Below are 16,241 nucleotides of genomic sequence, written 5' to 3' on the forward strand. Positions count from 1 at the left end.
ACAGACTCGCCTTGCAGACCCGCCCCGCCGATAAGCGCATCAGCCGATTGCCCTGGATCAATGTTGCCCTGGTGGCCCGACAACGGGCGGATCGCGCCAGTAACGCCGGTGCCCGGCCTCGGTGCGCGGCAACTCGAACGCGCCCAGTTGCAGACGAATGGCGCCCTGCTCGGCGCTGTCGTAGATCGCCAGGCCCGAGCGGCGGTAGCGGGCCATCACTTGGGGATGGGGGTGACCGAACGCGTTGCCCTGCCCTCGAGAGATCAACACCGAATGCGGCTTGAGGCGCGACAACATCGCCATCGACGACGAACTGCGGCTGCCGTGATGAGGCGCGGCCAGCCACTGGATCGGTAGCGCCAGGGCCTCGTCGAGCAGGGCGCGCTCGGCAAGGGTGTCGATATCGCCGGTCAACAGCAGGCGCTCGCCGCCGGCCTCCACCAGCAGGACGCAGGACTTCTGGTTGCTTTCGACAGCAGATGCCCAGCGCCACAGCTCGAACCCGACGCCATCCCATTCCCAGCGCCTGCCGCTGTCGCAAGGCCCGGCCTGGAGTTCATCGGGCAGCGCGTCGGGATCGCCACTGATGACTTCCATCGTCGGCAGCCCATTGCGCACCGCTTGGGCGCCGCCGGCATGATCGGCGTCGGCATGGCTGAGGAGCATCAGGTCCAAACCGTGCACACCGAGCTTGCGCAAGGTCGGCAGTACGACGCGCTCGCCCACATCGGCCTCGCCAAAGCGCGGCCCGGCGTCGTAAAGCAGGCTGTGATGCCGGGTGCGTACCAACACCGCCAGCCCTTGGCCCACGTCCAGCTGCCAGACCTCGGCGTGCCCTTGCGGCAGGTGTTCTCGCGGGGGAAACACCATCAGCAGCACCATCGGCCACCCCAGCACACGCAGCGGCACGCCTTTGGGCAGCAGCAGCAAAAAAGCCCCTGAAGCGGCGATGCCCAAGGCCCACGGCGGGACCGCAACGGCGACCCAGGTGGGTACTCGTCCGGCAATCAGCCCCAGTCCTTTGAACAACAGATCGAGCAACCCGCCGGCGATCCACAGCAGGCCTTCGCCGATGAGCGGCAGCGGCAACAATGCCGTGCCGAGCAGCGCTGGCGGCAAGACCAGCAGGCTGATCCAGGGCACCGCGAGCAAGTTCACCAGCGGCCCGCTGAGGCTGACCGGCAAGCCCACGATCAACAGCAACGGACACAGGCCGACCGCAACCAGCCACTGGGCACGGGTCCAGGTTTGCCACCAGCGCCAGGGCCCCAGGCGAGCGCCAAAGGTGAACATCAAGATGGCGACGGCCGCAAACGACAACCAGAACCCTGGCCGCAGGCTGGCGAGCGGGTCGAACACCAGTACCCCGGTGAAAGCCAACAGCCATGCCCACCACGGATCCGGCTGCTTGAAACGCAAGCGCCACAGCAACACCAGGCCAATCATCGCGCAGGCCCGTCGCACCGGCACCTCGAAGCCGGCGAGCAAGCCGTAGCCCAGGGCGGCGCAAAAGGCCAGCGCACAAGCCCAAGGCAACCACGCCAGCCCCGCCGGCCACAGACCATAACGCGCCGCGCCGGCCACCAACAGATACACCAGGCCGGCCAGCAGGCCGATGTGCTGCCCGGAGATCACCAGCAAATGAACGGTGCCGGTGTCTTGCAAAACCTGCCAATCCTCGCGACTCAGCCCGCCGCCGTCGCCCAGGACCAATGCCGCCAGCGCGCCGGAGCGGCCGTGGGCGTCGACCTGTGCCAGCGCCTGGCGCACCTCGTCACGCCAGGCGCCCCGGGCCGCGTGCAGGAGACGCCCGTCCTTGACGGTACCGGTCGCGCCAACGCCACGGCTCAACAACCAGGCGGCATAGTCGAAGCCGTGTGGATTCAATAACCCGGCGGGCCGCTTGAGCTTCACCGCCAATCGCCATCGTTCGCCACTGTTGATGGGCGGCCCCCCGAACCAGGCCAGGCGCATCGTTGTCGGTAAGCGGGTACGACGTGAATGGGCATCGGCCAGTTCGAAGCGCACCACGCCGTCACCCTGTTGCGGCAAACCGACGACGCGCCCTTCAACCCAGCGGGTTTCTCCGTCCAGGGCGGCGGGTAATCGATTGTCCAGCGCCCACTGCGCCGACAGGCAGGCCCAGGCCAGCCCGAACAGGAAAAAACCCAGCGGGTAGGTTCGAAACGGCAACATCATCAGCGCCAGCAGCGGCATGGCTGTCACCAGCCACAACGGCGGTAGTGCCGGTAAACAAATCGGGGCCAACAACCCCAATGCAAGCGCGACCAACCCTGTGCGCATAACCCGTCCTTGAGAGTGCCCCTCTTCAGGCATAGACGCTCAGCGGCACCCCTGGCGTTATCAATTGTCACAAAGTCTGAATCTGCCAGCCGTAGAATCCAGACATACTTGCGGCCTTACTGCGTTGAACCGACCGAGAAGCCTATGCCCCGGCGCCTATTCAAACGTTACATGCCAGACCCAGAGAGCATTCGGGAACATAAGTCCTTACGTTTTCTCGGCACCTTGCTGCACGACCCCAACCTTTGGCACCTCAATCGGCACTCCGTGGCCCGGGCGATGGCTGTTGGCCTGTTTGCCGCGTTCTTGCCGATCCCGTTGCAGATGTTGCTGGCCGCCGCGTTGGCCGTCACGGTGCGCGGCAATATGCCGATTGCGGTGAGCCTGGTGTGGCTGACCAATCCGATCACCATGCCGGCGGTGTTTTTCTGCACCTACCAGACCGGCGCCTGGCTGATGGACGTGCCTGCCCGGACACTGCCCGAAGAACTGACCTGGGAATGGATCAGCGGCCAGTTATCCACCTTGTGGCAGCCATTCCTGCTGGGCTCGGTGGTGACCGGCCTGGTGCTCGGCGCCCTGGCCTACTTCATCACCATGAGTTACTGGCGCTGGTGGGTGGCCCGACAGTGGCGGCGGCGCAAGAAAAGCCGGATGTGAGATGCAAAAAAGGCCTCCTGGGATGGAGGCCTTTTTTGTGGTGCATGGACTGCTTCCACCCCAAATCCCCTGTGGGACGAGCTTGCTCGCGAAAGCGGTGGGTCAGCTTGCATTGATGCTGAATGTGCCGCCGTCATCGCGAGCAAGCTCGCTCCCACGGGGGTCAGGGGTTAAAGGTTAGGTGCGCATGCCGCGCCCGCTGACCAGCAACCGCGCGCAGCCGATGTAGAGCACCACGGTGGCCACCAGCATGAAGGTGATGGCGATGCTGATCTTGATGTCCGACACCCCGAGGATGCCGTAGCGGAACGCATTGACCATGTGCAGCACCGGGTTGGCCAGGGAGACGGTCTGCCAGAACGGTGGCAACAAGGAGATCGAGTAGAACACCCCGCCCAGGTAGGTCAGCGGCGTGAGCACGAACGTCGGGATAATTGAAATATCATCAAAGTTGCGCGCAAACACGGCATTGATGAACCCCAGCAGTGAAAAGATCGTGGCCGTGAGCACCACCACCAAGACCGTCACCCCCAGGTGATGCACCTGCAAATCGGTGAAGAACAACGACAGCAGGGTCACGATCAGGCCCACCGCCAGGCCGCGCAGGACACCGCCCAAGGTGTAGCCGATGAGAATCGTATGGGGCGACACCGGCGAGACCATCAACTCTTCGATCGAGCGCTGGAACTTGCTGCCGAAGAAACTCGACACCACGTTGCCGTAGGAGTTGGTGATCACCGACATCATGATCAGCCCCGGCACGATGTAGTCCATGTACGTGAAGCCACCCATGTCGCCGATCTGCCGGCCGATCAGGTTACCGAAGATCACGAAGTACAAGACCATGGTGATGGCCGGCGGCAGCAGCGTCTGCGGCCAGATCCGCATGAAACGCCGGACTTCGCGGTAAACGATGGTATTGAGGGCGATGAGGTTGGGGCGCAGTTCGGAACTCATGCTCATACCGCCACCTTCGCCAGATTCTTCTCCACCAGGGACACGAACAACTCCTCGAGGCGATTGGTTTTGTTGCGCAGGCTCAGCACTTCAATGTTTTGCAGGGCCAGTTGGGTGAACAGCCCGGTGATGCCCACGGCTTTGTCCACCTGCACTTCCAGAGTATGACTGTCCACCAGGCGGGCCGGATAGCCGATGAGCTGGGGCGCGGTCTTCAGGTCGTGCTTCAGGTCCAGCAGGAAGGTTTCCACATGCAGTTGGCTGAGCAACTGGCGCATGCTGGTGTTCTCGACAATGGTGCCGTGGTCGATGATGCCGATGTTGCGGCACAACTGTTCAGCCTCTTCCAGGTAGTGGGTGGTGAGGATGATGGTGATGCCTTTCTGGTTCAGCTCGGTCAGGAAGCTCCACATCGAGCGACGCAGTTCGATGTCCACGCCAGCGGTCGGTTCGTCGAGTATCAGCAGGCGCGGCTCATGCACCAGCGCGCGGGCGATCATCAGGCGACGCTTCATGCCGCCGGACAGTGAACGGGACGGCACGTCACGCTTGTCCCACAGCCCCAATTGGGTCAGGTACTGCTCGGCGCGCTCGTTGGCGATCTTTGGCGGGATACCGTAGTAACCGGCCTGGGTCACGACGATGTCGAAGGTCTTTTCGAACTGGTTGAAATTGAATTCCTGGGGCACCACGCCGATGCAGCGCTTGAGGGCTGCGGGCTCGCGATCCAGGTCGTGGCCAAAGACGTTCACCGTGCCGCTGGTCTTGTTCACCAAGGTGGAAAGAATGCCGATGGTGGTGGATTTACCAGCACCGTTAGGGCCGAGCAAGGCGAAGAAATCACCTTCGGCGACGTCCAGATCGATACCACTCAAGGCCTGGAAACCGTTGCCGTAGGTTTTGGTTAGCTGCCGGATGGACAGAGCGGAACTCATATCGGATTACGCACCAAGAAGGGAGGGAAGAAAAGAATAGATAAGGGCGGGCGGCGAGCAATGCAACACGGCGCACCAAGGCAATGGTGCTTGGCGTCGCCGCACAAGTACAGTCAAGTGTGTTGATAGTAGGTATTAAGTCAACGCGGTCATGACGGCTTTGCGGTAGGCCGGGCGCTGCTGCAACCGCGCGTACCAAGCCTGTACGGCAGGCCGCTCGGCGCGCTGGATGGGCATCTCGAACCAGGCATAAATGAAACTGCCCAAGGGAATGTCGCCCATGCCGATTTCATCACCCGACAGGTAAAGCTGTTCGCTCAAGGTCCGCTCGACCATCGCCAGCAAATCGTCGCACTCCTTGATCGCCGCATGGATGGCCGTCCAATCCCGTTGTTCGGCCGGGGTGCGCAAGACGCCCCAGAACACCGTGCGAAACGGTGCGGCAAAGCTGGACGTGGTCCAGTCCATCCATTTTTCAGCCTGGGCCCGGGCCTGTACGTCAGCAGGATACCAGGCCGAACCCGACGCATGACGGGCCGCCAGGTAACGCACGATGGTGTTGGATTCCCACAGCACGAAGCCGTCATCCTCGATCATCGGCACGCGGCCGTTGGGGTTTTTCGCGCGGTACTCGGGCGTGTCCACCACACCGAACGCCCCACCCGCGTCGATGGCCTCGTAGGCCAGCCCCAACTCTTCTGCGCACCATAGTGCCTTGCGCACATTCGATGAATTTTTCCGGCCCCATATCTTCAGCATCACGGCGTCCTCGATGGATAAATGCCGCAGCAGCATACGCCGGATCAGGCGCGCCTCAAATCGCCCTGCATGTCGCCGAGCAAGCGCGGCTGCTCTTCGCCGAACAGGTGCGGGTAGCACTTTTCCAGGTGTTCGAAGAAGAATACCTCGGGCACGTCGGCGAACTGGCCGTGGTCGGTGATGTACTCCATCAGCTTCGCCCCTTGCCGATTGAACGGGTGGAAGATGCTGTCGTGGCGACCGTCGAACTCGAGCGGGGCCACGTCGAACAACGCGCACAAGCCCTGGTTGAAGGCCGGTGTGGCCTTGACCCAGCGGTCGTTCAGGTACAGCTCGGTATAACCGTGCATGGCGAACACGTCGCTCCTGAGCAATTCCAGCAAGCGCGGCGTAGACAGGTGATTGCGGACATCCGCCAGGCCGATGCGCGCCGGGATGCCGCAATGCCGGGCGCAGCCGGCCAGCAAGGTGGCCTTGGGCACGCAATAGCTTTCACTCGCAGCCAGCGCGTAACTGCCGCACAGGGTCGCCGGGTCGCGACTGAAGGTATAGGGGTTGTAGCGCACCGCCTCGCGCACGGCGTAATACAGGCTGACCGCCTGGGCCCGCGGATCGCGCTCGGCGCCACGGTGGGTTTCGGCGAAATCGATGACCGCGGGATGATCGCTGTCGATAAAGCGGCCGGGGTTCAGGTATTGCTGCATATAAGGAAAGACCTCTCGGGAAACATCACCGCAGGTAATGCCGAACCAGCTCCCTCGCCACAAAAGTGGTTGGCGAACTGGCATCGGGAAACCACGAGTTTATCCACCGGCCCGGCCCAACGATAACGGCATTCCGGCCAAACAATGGCGTTTTCTCACCTTGTTAACGAACGATTTCCCACGGCTGTTGCCAACCAGACTGGCGCAATGCAACCAGGGTTTCCCACGAAATCAATCACATCGCGCCGACTGCCGGTTTTGCAGATGCCGTCTAAGCTCTGAAGGTCGGTTTTGCCTTGGTTCACGGAGGATTACATATGCTGTTGTTGTGGATACTGGTCCTGGTTGTCGGGATCGCCTGGCTGGCGCATCGGCGCACCGCCCCGCTGCCCGCATTGGGTATCGTCGCGGTCTACCTGTTGGCCATGGGCATTTTCAGCCACGCGCCCGGCTGGCTGATGCTGATCCTCTGGGTGGTGCTCGCGGCTATCGCGGCCCCGCTGCTGCTACCGGACCTGCGCCGCAAGTATTTCAGCGCGCCGATGTTCGACTGGTTCCAGAAAACCCTGCCGCCCATGTCCGAGACCGAGCGCGACGCCATCGATGCCGGCACGGTGTGGTGGGATGGCGAACTGTTCAGCGGCCGCCCGGACTGGGACATGCTGCTGGCCTACCCCAAGGTGCAACTGACCGAGGAAGAGCAGGCGTTCCTCGACGGCCCTACCGAAGCCCTCTGCGCGATGGTCAGCGACTGGCAGATCGGCCAAGCCATGGACCTGCCCCCTGAAGCCTGGGCCCATATCAAGGAACACGGGTTCTTCGCGCTGATCATTCCCAAGGAATATGGCGGCAAGGGCTTTTCCGCCTATGCCCACTCCCAGGTCGCGATGAAACTGGCCACACGCAGCGGCGACCTGGCCTCCACCGTGATGGTCCCCAATTCCCTCGGCCCGGCGGAACTGCTGCTGCATTACGGCACCGACGAACAACGCGACCATTACCTGCCGCGACTGGCCCGCGGCGACGATATCCCCTGCTTCGCCCTGACCGGGCCGCTGGCCGGCTCCGACGCCGGGGCGATGCCCGACACCGGCATCATCTGCAAGGGTGAATGGGAGGGCCAGGAAACCCTCGGCCTGCGCCTGAACTGGGAAAAACGCTACATCACCCTCGGCCCGGTGGCCACGCTCCTGGGCCTGGCCTTCAAGGCGTATGACCCCGACCACCTGCTGGGTGACGAAGAAGACCTGGGCATCAGCCTCGCCTTGATTCCCACCGATACCCCAGGTGTGAATATCGGCCGCCGTCACCTGCCCCTGGGCGCCGCGTTCATGAATGGACCGAACTGGGGCAAGGACGTGTTCATCCCACTGGACTTCCTCATCGGCGGTCAGGCCATGCTCGGCAAGGGCTGGATGATGCTGATGAACTGCCTGTCGGTCGGGCGCTCGATTTCCCTGCCGGCGGTGGGCACCGGCGCTGCGAAGTTCACCAGCCTGGTGACGGGCCAGTACGCCCAGGTGCGCGAACAATTCAACGTACCGTTGTCGGCGTTCGAAGGTATCCAGGAAGCCATGGCGCGCATCGGTGGCAACGCCTGGTTGATGGACGCGGCACGCATGCTGACCGCCAACGCCGTGGACCTGGGGGAAAAACCTTCGGTGCTGTCGGCCATTCTCAAGTACCACCTGACCGAGCGCGGTCGCGAGTGCATCAGCCACGCCATGGACGTACATGGCGGCAAGGGCATCATCATGGGCCCGAACAATTACCTGGGTCGCAGTTGGCAAGGTGCGCCAATCTTCATCACGGTCGAAGGCGCGAACATTCTGTCGCGCAACCTGATGATCTTCGGCCAGGGCGCCATTCGCTGCCATCCGTTCGTCCTCAAGGAAATGGCCCTGGCAACCCGTGAAGACAAGGACCAGGCGCTGGTCGAGTTCGATGCCTTGTTGCTCAAGCACATCGGTTTCGCCGTCAGTAACGCCGCCAGCACCCTGGTACTCAACCTGGGCCTGGGACATTTCGAGAAGGCCCCCGGCAATGCCTTGAGCCAGGGTTATTTCCGCGCCCTCAACCGGCAGGCCGCGGCATTCGCGCTGCTGGCGGACTTGAGCATGATGCTGCTGGGCGGAGAGCTCAAACGCCGCGAACGCTTGTCGGCCCGCCTGGGCGACGTCTTGAGCAACCTGTACCTGGCGTCCGCCGCGCTCAAGCGTTATCACGACCTGGATTCGCCGGACCACATGACGCCGCTGTTCACCTGGGCCATGGAGGAAAGCCTCGGACAGTCGGAACGTGCGCTGGATGAATTGCTGAGCAACTTCCCGAACCGGGTACTGGGTTGCCTGTTGCGCCTGGTGGTGTTCCCCTTCGGTCGTCGCCACAAGGGCCCGAGCGACAGGCTCGACGCCGAGGTGGCTGCGGTCATCGGCCGGCCCAAGGGTGACCCGACTCTCGAAGAGTTGCTGCAGGGCTGCTATCGCCCGCAATCGACCGACGATCCGGTGGGTGCCCTGCAACACGCCGCTGACCTGCTGGCGGCCGCCCATCCGCTGCACAAGAAACTGCACGGTGCGTTCAAGCAGGGTCAGCTCAATCCGGCGCCTGGCGAACCCCTCATCGATGCGGCCCTGGAGGCCGGCGTGCTGCAAGCCGGTGAAGCCCAGACCTTGCGCGCGGCCGAGGCGGCGCGGCGCAAAGTCATCGACGTGGATGATTTCGACAAGGCCGAACTGACGCTGGCGCCAGACAAGGTCCGTTGATACTGACGGCCAGGTACGCTCGTCACCCATAGCTCTTCACTATAAAAGCGAGCGCAAGGGCTTTATACTCCTGCGCCCGTTTTGCTCTTGAGGACTTATCTCGTGTCCAATGTCGTTGCCGATCACCTTGTCTTGCTTGACCACTTGCGCAGCATCCTGGTCGCCGTGGGTGAGGCCGAACAGGTGCCCGAAGAAAGCCACGCCTTGTTCCTAGAGCGCTTTGACGAGTTGCGCGCGCAATTGCCCGTCGACCCGATCGAAAGCCAGTACCTGGGCCAGGACCTCCTGTGCCAAGTGATCGTCCGTTACCCACAGATCGCCCACCTGGTGCCTCGCGACCTGCTCTGGTACTTCGCCGGGGATTGCCTGCACTACATGCCTGACGAAGAAATCGCCCTGTACCAGGCCCTGGAAGAACGTCGTTTCGAAGCCGAGCAAAACGACGAGCCTTTCGACTGGAACCAGGAAAAGCAACTGCTGGCGATGTCGGACCAGGACAGCAAGCACTGATTGCGATCCGTCCTGCAAAAAGGCCCGCACGGTTAAACCGGCGGGCCTTTTTTTTTGGCCTTGTCGAAGGGTGTTGCCTGGACGGGCCTCATCGCGAGCAAGCTCGCTCCCACACTGGCTGCGGTTGATCATGACCTTCTGTGGGAGCGAGCTCGCTCGCGATGAGGCCCGTCAGAACAACCCATCACTTTCCGGCAACTCATAGTGCGCCGCGACCTTGCTGGAACGCTCCCCTCCCCCCACCTTGTTCAAGGTCGGCTCCTTCGCCAGGCACTCCACCAGATAATCAATGAACACCCGCAGCTTCGGTGGCAGGTAGCGGGTCGGCGAATGCAGCAACCACAAGCCACCGTGGTACGAAGCGAGGAACGTCCAGTCGGCCAACACCTGCACGATCAAGCCCTGTTCCAAGGCATGGCGGGCGGTGAAGTACGGCAGGCTACCGATGCCGATGTGCTGCAAGACGGCCCCCAACCGCACCCCCGTGTGATTGGCCGCGTAGCGTCCGCGCACGCCTACGGTGACCGACTTGCTGCCTTTCTTGAATTTCCAACGCGCGTCATTGGGCGTTTCGCCCAAGTAAATGCAACTGTGCTCCAGCAAATCGTGGGGATGCGTGGGAACACCGTGTTCCGCCAGGTATTGCGGCGTGGCGCAGAGCAGGTGGTCAATGGTCAGCAGCTGGCGCCCCACCAACCCGGCTTATGGTTGATCGGTAATCCGGATGGCCAGGTCGACGTGATCATCGATCAGGTCGACCGGCCGATCCTCCAGGAACAACTCCACATCGACCTTCGGATAACGCCGCAAAAATTCAGGCATGTGCGGATGAATCACGAAACGCCCCACTGCCTTGGGCACGCTGACGCGAATGCGCCCTTCCGCTTCCTGGGTGAACTGGCCGCTGATTTCCATCACCGACCGAGCGGCGGCGACCATCTCCTGGCAGCGCTTGAACACCTCTTCCCCGCCATCGCTCAAACGCAACTTGCGAGTGGTGCGCTGCAGCAATCGGGTCGCCAGGGCTTTCTCCAGGCGAGAAATGCTGCGGCTGATGGCCGAAGGCGACGAGCCTGACTGACGGGCCGCTTCGGAAAAGCTGCCGGTCTCCACAACCTTGACGAAGATCGCCATTTCGGCGAGCAACGGCAACGGTAGATTTGTGCTCATGGCGCAACAGTCCTTTGAAATTTGAACGGATTATCACCCTTTTACACCCTACCTATAATCCCGTCACAATTTCTGATGTGGGTATGGACCATGACGCTTCGCCTTTTTTTCCATAGCGATGACCTCAAGGCCAACGTGGAAGTCCTGGACTGCAGCCCCCTGGAAAACGAATTCGCCGTGGTGCTGCGCGCCACCCTGTTCCACCCCCAGGGCGGCGGTCAGCCCTGCGACACCGGATGGATCGGCGACAGCCAAGTACTGCGCGTCGTTCAGGACGGGCAACAGATCATTCATTACGTCGACCGCCCAGTAGCCCCCGGCATGGCCGCGATCCGCGTGGATGAGCAGCGGCGGCTGCTGAATTCACGCCTGCACTCGGCCGGGCACCTGATCGGCCATTTTGCCGAAAGCCGTGGCTGGAAACCGATCAAGGCCCACCACTGGCCCGGCGAAAGCCGTGTGCAGTTCCAGCCTGGGGAACGTCCCGAGGAGCTGGACACATCGATCATCCAGCAGGGCATCGATGCTTGGATCGCCGAAGACTTGCCTCGCCTGATCGCACTTCGCCAAGGCACCCGGGAAGTCGGTTTCGGTGAGCTGACGGCTTATGGCTGCGGCGGCACCCATGTGCGACGGCTGCGAGAACTGGGAGCCGTCACCATCGCCTCGCTTTCGCAAAAGAAAGGCACGTTGTCGGTGCATTACCACGTGGCCTGATACCCGCCGCCCTAGCGACCAGGAACCGCTCGCAGGCCCCTCCCCCTATTCAGACGGACCTGTCTCATGATGCTTGATGTCGAGCACCTCGATCAGTGGTGCATCAAGAAACTGATAGATGGCGAAGTGCTCGCCGTGCGTTTGAAAAACTTCCTGTCGCAATCGTTGGCCATCGAAATTGGCAACAAGATCCTTGCCCCCGGTTTCGAAGGTTATATCAACGCCCCCAGCATCGGGCGCATCGGCATGGCCTTCTACGAAGCCGAGAATCAGCCGCCACTGATCGAGGACTACTTCAGCCAGGCCGGTCGCAATATCGTCGAGCTGCGCAACCGCTGTGCCCCCTACTCCTCACCGGTCGACATGTTGCGCTGCATGCTCGACGAAACCTGGCCGGCGGGAGCACACCTGGAAAGCCTTTATGGCCGGAAGATGTACGTAGGCCTGTCTCGCGTGGTGAAACCCGGCGTGTGCTTCCTGGCCCATCACGATATTTTCGCCAAGGATGCACCCGACAGTTTTCAGGCCCACAGCCTGCAAGCCCAGCTCGCCTGCAACGTCTACCTCAACATGCCCTCTGAAGGTGGCTCGCTGCAAATGTGGGATAAGCATGTCTCGCCAGACCTGTTCGATGAAATGCGCGGCGACAGCTACGGCATCGACCCCGCCCTACTCGGCCGCCCAACCCTGGAAGTACGACCGCAACCCGGCGACTTCATCATGTTCAATTCGCGATGCATGCATTCGGTCAGCCCCGGTGTGGCCGCCCCACGCCTGAGCCTTTCTTTTTTTGTCGGTTATCGCGGCGACTCCTCGCCCCTGACCTTTTGGAGCTGAAATGCTATCCAACTACCTTGGTGAATTCCTGACCCTGGCCACCCTGCACTTTCTGGCGGTGGTCGCGCCCGGTCCGGATTTCGCCGTGACGATTCGCCAGAGCGTTCGTTTCGGCCGATGGGTCGGTATCTGCACTGCGCTGGGCATCGGTGCTGGCATCTCGGTGCATGTCCTCTACACCTTGCTCGGCGTCGGCGCGCTGATGCATACCACCGCGTGGTTATTGACCGCCGCCAAGGTCGTGGGCGGCGCCTACATTCTCTACTTGGGCATCAACCTGCTGTGCAGCCAACCCAAGTCCTCCCTTGAAAAAGAACAGAACAACGAACAGGCCGCTACCGGGCAAACGCCCTTCAAGGCTTTTGTCACCGGCTTCCTGACCAACGCCACCAACCCCAAGGCCACGCTGTTTTTCCTGGCGATCTTCACCACCTTGATCAGCGCGACGACACCGCTGCAAATCCAGGCGTTGTATGGGATCTGGATGTGCATGGTGAATGCATTGTGGTTTGTCGTCGTGGCGCTGTTTTTTTCCAGCGTCAAGGTGCGAGAAGTCTTCATGCGCATGGGCCACTGGTTCGAGCGGACCATGGGGGTGGTGCTGATTCTTTTTGCCGGACGGCTGATCCTTTCCATGTGAACTCGTCAGCCGAAAACCACACAAAAAGACATATTATTGACGCTAACCTGATTGGCTTTTTCCTTCCGTCAGCTTTTAGTCATTTTTTTGTCCTGGAGCGTGGCGCTTTGCCATGCTTGAACTAACGTGAAACAGGAGCGAGGACGGGGCCGGTAAAAAGGGCCTCAAGCGACCTGATCGATACTGTCACTGCCCTCGACAATTCCCGGATGTTCCGGGGCTCAGAAGAGTTGTTCGCCAGTTGCCTGTCGTTCAGTCGGGCCGGTGTAATGCGCCCGTTTGCTTGTAGCGACGAGGCCTGAAGCCGGCATTCATAAAAGGTCTGGCGAGTTGGAAAGGGGTAGCCCGGGCCTCTTAAGTGATCCGAGGCAATGGTAAGCCTAGGGATGGCCTCTTATTGAGGATCACTTCATGACCCAGCGCACCGCCCCCGTTTTAAAACATTTCATTCATGGTCTGTTCTGGATGGGCCTTGGCCTGGATGCGGCTCAGGCCGCAGCGGCGAATTGTTCGCAACTGGACAATTTGCCGGCGACCTTCGAGGTCGGCCAAGGGCTCCAGAACGAATTGCGTATCCTCGCCCCCGTGACAAAATTGGCTGTCGGTGACCCGAAAATTGCCGATGTGCAACCCAGTGGCAGCGATGCCTTCATCCTCACGGGCCTGGCACCCGGCGCCACCAGCCTGATGGTCTGGACCGACTGTTCGAAAATACCGCGCCAGAGCATGGTCTTTGTCAAAGGCCGGGCCACTGAGGCGCTGACGGGCGCCGCGAGCATGCCTTCCGAAGACCCGATGCTGCTCGCCCAGGTACAGACCGACATCCGTTTCGTTGAAGTCAGCCGGACCAAGCTCAAGGAAGCCTCGACGTCGATTTTCGGCACCCGTGGCAATTTCCTGTTCGGCTCGCCGAGGACCTTGCCCACCATCGGCGGTGTTGTCCGGCCTTCATTGCCGGTCAATAACGACATGTTCAACCTGTCTTTCGCCACCGGTAAGACCCTGTTGATGATCAACGCTCTGGAAGGCAGCGGTTTTGCCTATACCCTGGCGCGGCCGAGCCTGGTGGCCCTCAGCGGGCAGAGCGCGAGTTTCCTGGCCGGCGGCGAAGTGCCGATTCCGGTACCCAGTGCCGGCAGTGACAATGTGTCCATCGAGTACAAGGAATTCGGTATTCGCCTGACGCTGACTCCCACCGTCATCGGTAAGAATCGAATCGCCTTGAAGGTGGCACCGGAAGTCAGTGAGCTGGATTTCACCAACGCGGTGAACATCGCCGGAACATTGGTGCCAGCACTCACCGTGCGCCGTACCGATACCAGCATCGCCCTGGCCGATGGCGAAAGTTTCGTCATCAGCGGCCTGATCAGCACCCGCAACAGCGCCCAGGTAAACAAGTTTCCAGGGCTGGGCGACGTACCGATTCTCGGCGCGTTCTTTCGTGACAACTCCATCAACCGCGAAGAGCGCGAACTGCTGATGATCGTCACGCCGCACCTGGTCCAACCGTTGGCGGCCGACGCGCAACTGCCGACCTTGCCAGGTGAGCAACTGCGTAATTACGACCCGAATTTCTACCGAATGTACTTCCTCGAACATGGCGAGTTCGACAACCGCAACGGGCTCTCCCAATGAACCGGCGCCTGGTGTGCAACGCGTGTGACGTCCAACGATTCGCCAAGGGGTATTCCATGAAAACAGTGATCGCATTAGCGGCGACCTTGATGCTTGCCGGTTGTGCCAGCAACGGCGCGGTGGCTTCACGCACGGCCGATTGCGCCAAGCCCGGAGCCGACCAGGAACTGGCCTTGAACATGGCCGAAGACATGGCCAACGAGGGCCGTTTATACGCCAGCCTGGCGAACCTCGAACGCTTGCCCGAGGATTTGGTCCAGGTCCGTCTGCGCAAGGCTCGGGTACTGCGCCTGATGGGCCGCAACGAGGCCGAACCGTTGTACAAAAGCCTGCTGGGGACATGCCTGGCCGCTGACGGTGAACATGGCCTGGGTCAGTTGGCGGCTGCCAAGAATGACAATGCGGCCGCGACGCAATACCTCGAACACGCCGCGAAAATGGCCCCGACCGAAGGCAAGATCCGCAATGACCTGGGGGTCGTCTACCTCAATCAGCGACGCATTCCAGAAGCCCGCTTCGAGTTCATGACCGCCATGGAGCTCCAGCAGTCCGACACCCTGGCCGCGCTCAACATGGTGACCCTACTGATTTACCAGGACAACTGGAAGCAGGCCGCCGAGCTCGCGAACATGGCCAAACTCAGCCCCCAGCAAGTGGCAGATGCCCAAGCCCGTGCGGAAAAAATCAGAGGTTCGGCCACTCAGGCAGCGACGTCACCCGTCAACCACCTGACCGAGGTCGTCGATGCTTCAACCGGCGCGGTCAAGTAGAGCGTTACGAGGAGTACAAGAAATGATGACCAAACAATTGATGATCGTGTGCATGGTGAGCCTGTCCACCGCCGCCTGGGCCATTGAGCCAGGTCCCTCCTCGGCCGCACAGCAAGGCACCGAGAGCTGGATGCAACTGCAGATTCGCGGCGTGGTGGCCTCCACCAACCTGCAAACCGCCTCGGCCGCCGAACGCGAGATGGCCATGCAGCGTTGGCTCAACAGCTTCAACTATCCGATCCCGGAGTTCTTTGACCAGGACTCGGGCGGAGAGATCACCAGCAGCAAATGAAACACGCAGAAAACGAAAAGACCGCAGCCCTCGACAGCGCCTACATTTGATCCGATGTAGGAACTGCCGAGGGCTGCGGTCTTTTTGCTTGCACGGTCGGCGGACCACCGGAAAAACCTGGGGGAGCAAGCTTACTCTCGAAGAGGGCATCACATCCCACACTCATGCAACTGACCCACCGCTATCGCGAGCAAGCTTTGCTCCCACAGGTCCTGCTCAAACAGATGGGGTGTACGACCGCGAGAGCCAGGTCGGCTACTAGGCCGCCTCGGGGTGGATGTTGATCTCGGGCGCCCCGTTAACCACGATGGCCGAACGTAGGTATTGCGTAGTGGGCATCCCGGCATGGATGCCGGGATAGCCGCGCTGGGCCATGGATGGCCCTTCGCGGCGGGCCCACGGAGCAATGCCTTCGTTCGGGCATGCCGAGCCTAGGCGAGGCACCGAGTGGTGGGGCAAAAAGCGCTTTGCTTACTTTCGCCTGGGCCGGCTTCCGGATTTTCGAAAGTGAGTCGCCGTCAGGGCGAAACCCTAAGCAGCCGTTACCGCAGCAATGGATATGTACTCAGTCAACAAGAGCAACTCC

At 61.5% G+C, this 16,241-nt stretch carries 14 protein-coding genes and 1 pseudogene; 9 read left to right on the forward strand and 6 right to left on the reverse strand.

The window, feature by feature from the left end; all coding sequences use genetic code 11:
• Positions 1-57 precede the first annotated feature (57 nt).
• Positions 58-2,304 carry a DNA internalization-related competence protein ComEC/Rec2 gene (locus BT125_RS09405; protein WP_072406350.1) on the reverse strand — a complete coding sequence of 749 codons (2,247 nt, stop codon included), beginning with the start codon at positions 2,302-2,304 and terminating at the stop codon, positions 58-60.
• Positions 2,305-2,448: 144 nt separating this feature from the next.
• On the opposite strand from BT125_RS09405, the gene BT125_RS09410 reads away from it, so the two are divergent.
• Positions 2,449-2,964 (forward strand): DUF2062 domain-containing protein, encoded by a 516-nt coding sequence (locus BT125_RS09410; RefSeq protein WP_072406352.1) that lies wholly within the window; start codon positions 2,449-2,451, stop codon positions 2,962-2,964.
• A 177-nt stretch (positions 2,965-3,141) separates the two neighbouring features.
• Here the strand turns inward: BT125_RS09410 and BT125_RS09415 are convergent, their stop codons facing one another.
• The 4 genes from BT125_RS09415 to BT125_RS09430 form a co-directional block, all read right to left on the reverse strand.
• On the reverse strand, positions 3,142-3,921 hold the full coding sequence (locus BT125_RS09415; RefSeq protein WP_053124195.1) for an ABC transporter permease: 780 nt from the start codon (positions 3,919-3,921) through the stop codon (positions 3,142-3,144).
• Positions 3,922-3,923: 2 nt separating this feature from the next.
• Complete coding sequence (locus BT125_RS09420) at positions 3,924-4,856, reverse strand: ABC transporter ATP-binding protein (protein ID WP_072406354.1); 933 nt, start codon at positions 4,854-4,856, stop codon at positions 3,924-3,926.
• Between the two features lie 135 nt (positions 4,857-4,991).
• Positions 4,992-5,615 carry a glutathione S-transferase family protein gene (locus BT125_RS09425; RefSeq protein ID WP_072406599.1) on the reverse strand — a complete coding sequence of 208 codons (624 nt, stop codon included), beginning with the start codon at positions 5,613-5,615 and terminating at the stop codon, positions 4,992-4,994.
• Between the two features lie 44 nt (positions 5,616-5,659).
• Complete coding sequence (locus BT125_RS09430) at positions 5,660-6,319, reverse strand: transglutaminase-like domain-containing protein (RefSeq protein ID WP_072406356.1); 660 nt, start codon at positions 6,317-6,319, stop codon at positions 5,660-5,662.
• Between the two features lie 317 nt (positions 6,320-6,636).
• Here BT125_RS09430 and BT125_RS09435 point away from each other — a divergent pair, with 317 nt between their 5' ends.
• A complete protein-coding gene (locus BT125_RS09435) occupies positions 6,637-9,084 on the forward strand; it encodes an acyl-CoA dehydrogenase (RefSeq protein WP_072406358.1) in 2,448 nt (815 codons plus the stop codon).
• Positions 9,085-9,186: 102 nt separating this feature from the next.
• The gene (locus BT125_RS09440) at positions 9,187-9,594 is read left to right on the forward strand and encodes a PA2817 family protein (RefSeq protein ID WP_003204309.1); all 408 of its coding nucleotides are present in this window, start codon (positions 9,187-9,189) and stop codon (positions 9,592-9,594) included.
• Positions 9,595-9,765: 171 nt separating this feature from the next.
• Here the strand turns inward: BT125_RS09440 and BT125_RS09445 are convergent.
• Positions 9,766-10,764 (reverse strand): annotated as a pseudogene (locus tag BT125_RS09445) (LysR family transcriptional regulator).
• A gap of 90 nt (positions 10,765-10,854) precedes the next feature.
• Here BT125_RS09445 and BT125_RS09450 point away from each other — a divergent pair.
• From BT125_RS09450 to BT125_RS09475, 6 genes are all read left to right on the forward strand, one after another.
• A complete protein-coding gene (locus tag BT125_RS09450) occupies positions 10,855-11,481 on the forward strand; it encodes an alanyl-tRNA editing protein (protein ID WP_072406360.1) in 627 nt (208 codons plus the stop codon).
• 66 nt (positions 11,482-11,547) lie between these two features.
• On the forward strand, positions 11,548-12,318 hold the full coding sequence (locus BT125_RS09455; protein ID WP_072406362.1) for a 2OG-Fe(II) oxygenase: 771 nt from the start codon (positions 11,548-11,550) through the stop codon (positions 12,316-12,318).
• 1 nt (position 12,319) lies between these two features.
• Positions 12,320-12,958 (forward strand): LysE family translocator, encoded by a 639-nt coding sequence (locus BT125_RS09460; RefSeq protein WP_072406364.1) that lies wholly within the window; start codon positions 12,320-12,322, stop codon positions 12,956-12,958.
• A 411-nt stretch (positions 12,959-13,369) separates the two neighbouring features.
• A complete protein-coding gene (locus BT125_RS09465; RefSeq protein WP_072406366.1) occupies positions 13,370-14,593 on the forward strand; it encodes a type II and III secretion system protein family protein in 1,224 nt (407 codons plus the stop codon).
• Positions 14,594-14,649: 56 nt separating this feature from the next.
• Positions 14,650-15,363, forward strand: coding sequence for a tetratricopeptide repeat protein (locus BT125_RS09470; RefSeq protein ID WP_072406601.1), 714 nt, complete (start codon positions 14,650-14,652; stop codon positions 15,361-15,363).
• A gap of 22 nt (positions 15,364-15,385) precedes the next feature.
• Positions 15,386-15,655: a DUF3613 domain-containing protein gene (locus BT125_RS09475; RefSeq protein ID WP_060741209.1), complete on the forward strand. Its 270-nt coding sequence runs from the start codon at positions 15,386-15,388 to the stop codon at positions 15,653-15,655.
• Positions 15,656-16,241: the final 586 nt, after the last annotated feature.

The organism is Pseudomonas sp. NFACC04-2 (assembly GCF_900119265.1).
GTDB classification, from domain to species: Bacteria; Pseudomonadota; Gammaproteobacteria; order Pseudomonadales; family Pseudomonadaceae; genus Aquipseudomonas; species Aquipseudomonas fluorescens_AA.

What these genes read in the sequence shown, in the direction of transcription:
- BT125_RS09405 (WP_072406350.1), bottom strand. Translation starts at nt 2,304, where the DNA reads ATGCGCACAGGGTTGGTCGCGCTTGCATTGGGGTTGTTGGCCCCGATT.
- BT125_RS09410 (WP_072406352.1), top strand. Translation starts at nt 2,449, where the DNA reads ATGCCCCGGCGCCTATTCAAACGTTACATGCCAGACCCAGAGAGCATT.
- BT125_RS09415 (WP_053124195.1), bottom strand. Translation starts at nt 3,921, where the DNA reads ATGAGTTCCGAACTGCGCCCCAACCTCATCGCCCTCAATACCATCGTT.
- BT125_RS09420 (WP_072406354.1), bottom strand. Translation starts at nt 4,856, where the DNA reads ATGAGTTCCGCTCTGTCCATCCGGCAGCTAACCAAAACCTACGGCAAC.
- BT125_RS09425 (WP_072406599.1), bottom strand. Translation starts at nt 5,615, where the DNA reads ATGCTGAAGATATGGGGCCGGAAAAATTCATCGAATGTGCGCAAGGCA.
- BT125_RS09430 (WP_072406356.1), bottom strand. Translation starts at nt 6,319, where the DNA reads ATGCAGCAATACCTGAACCCCGGCCGCTTTATCGACAGCGATCATCCC.
- BT125_RS09435 (WP_072406358.1), top strand. Translation starts at nt 6,637, where the DNA reads ATGCTGTTGTTGTGGATACTGGTCCTGGTTGTCGGGATCGCCTGGCTG.
- BT125_RS09450 (WP_072406360.1), top strand. Translation starts at nt 10,855, where the DNA reads ATGACGCTTCGCCTTTTTTTCCATAGCGATGACCTCAAGGCCAACGTG.
- BT125_RS09455 (WP_072406362.1), top strand. Translation starts at nt 11,548, where the DNA reads ATGATGCTTGATGTCGAGCACCTCGATCAGTGGTGCATCAAGAAACTG.
- BT125_RS09460 (WP_072406364.1), top strand. Translation starts at nt 12,320, where the DNA reads ATGCTATCCAACTACCTTGGTGAATTCCTGACCCTGGCCACCCTGCAC.
- BT125_RS09465 (WP_072406366.1), top strand. Translation starts at nt 13,370, where the DNA reads ATGACCCAGCGCACCGCCCCCGTTTTAAAACATTTCATTCATGGTCTG.
- BT125_RS09470 (WP_072406601.1), top strand. Translation starts at nt 14,650, where the DNA reads ATGAAAACAGTGATCGCATTAGCGGCGACCTTGATGCTTGCCGGTTGT.
- BT125_RS09475 (WP_060741209.1), top strand. Translation starts at nt 15,386, where the DNA reads ATGATGACCAAACAATTGATGATCGTGTGCATGGTGAGCCTGTCCACC.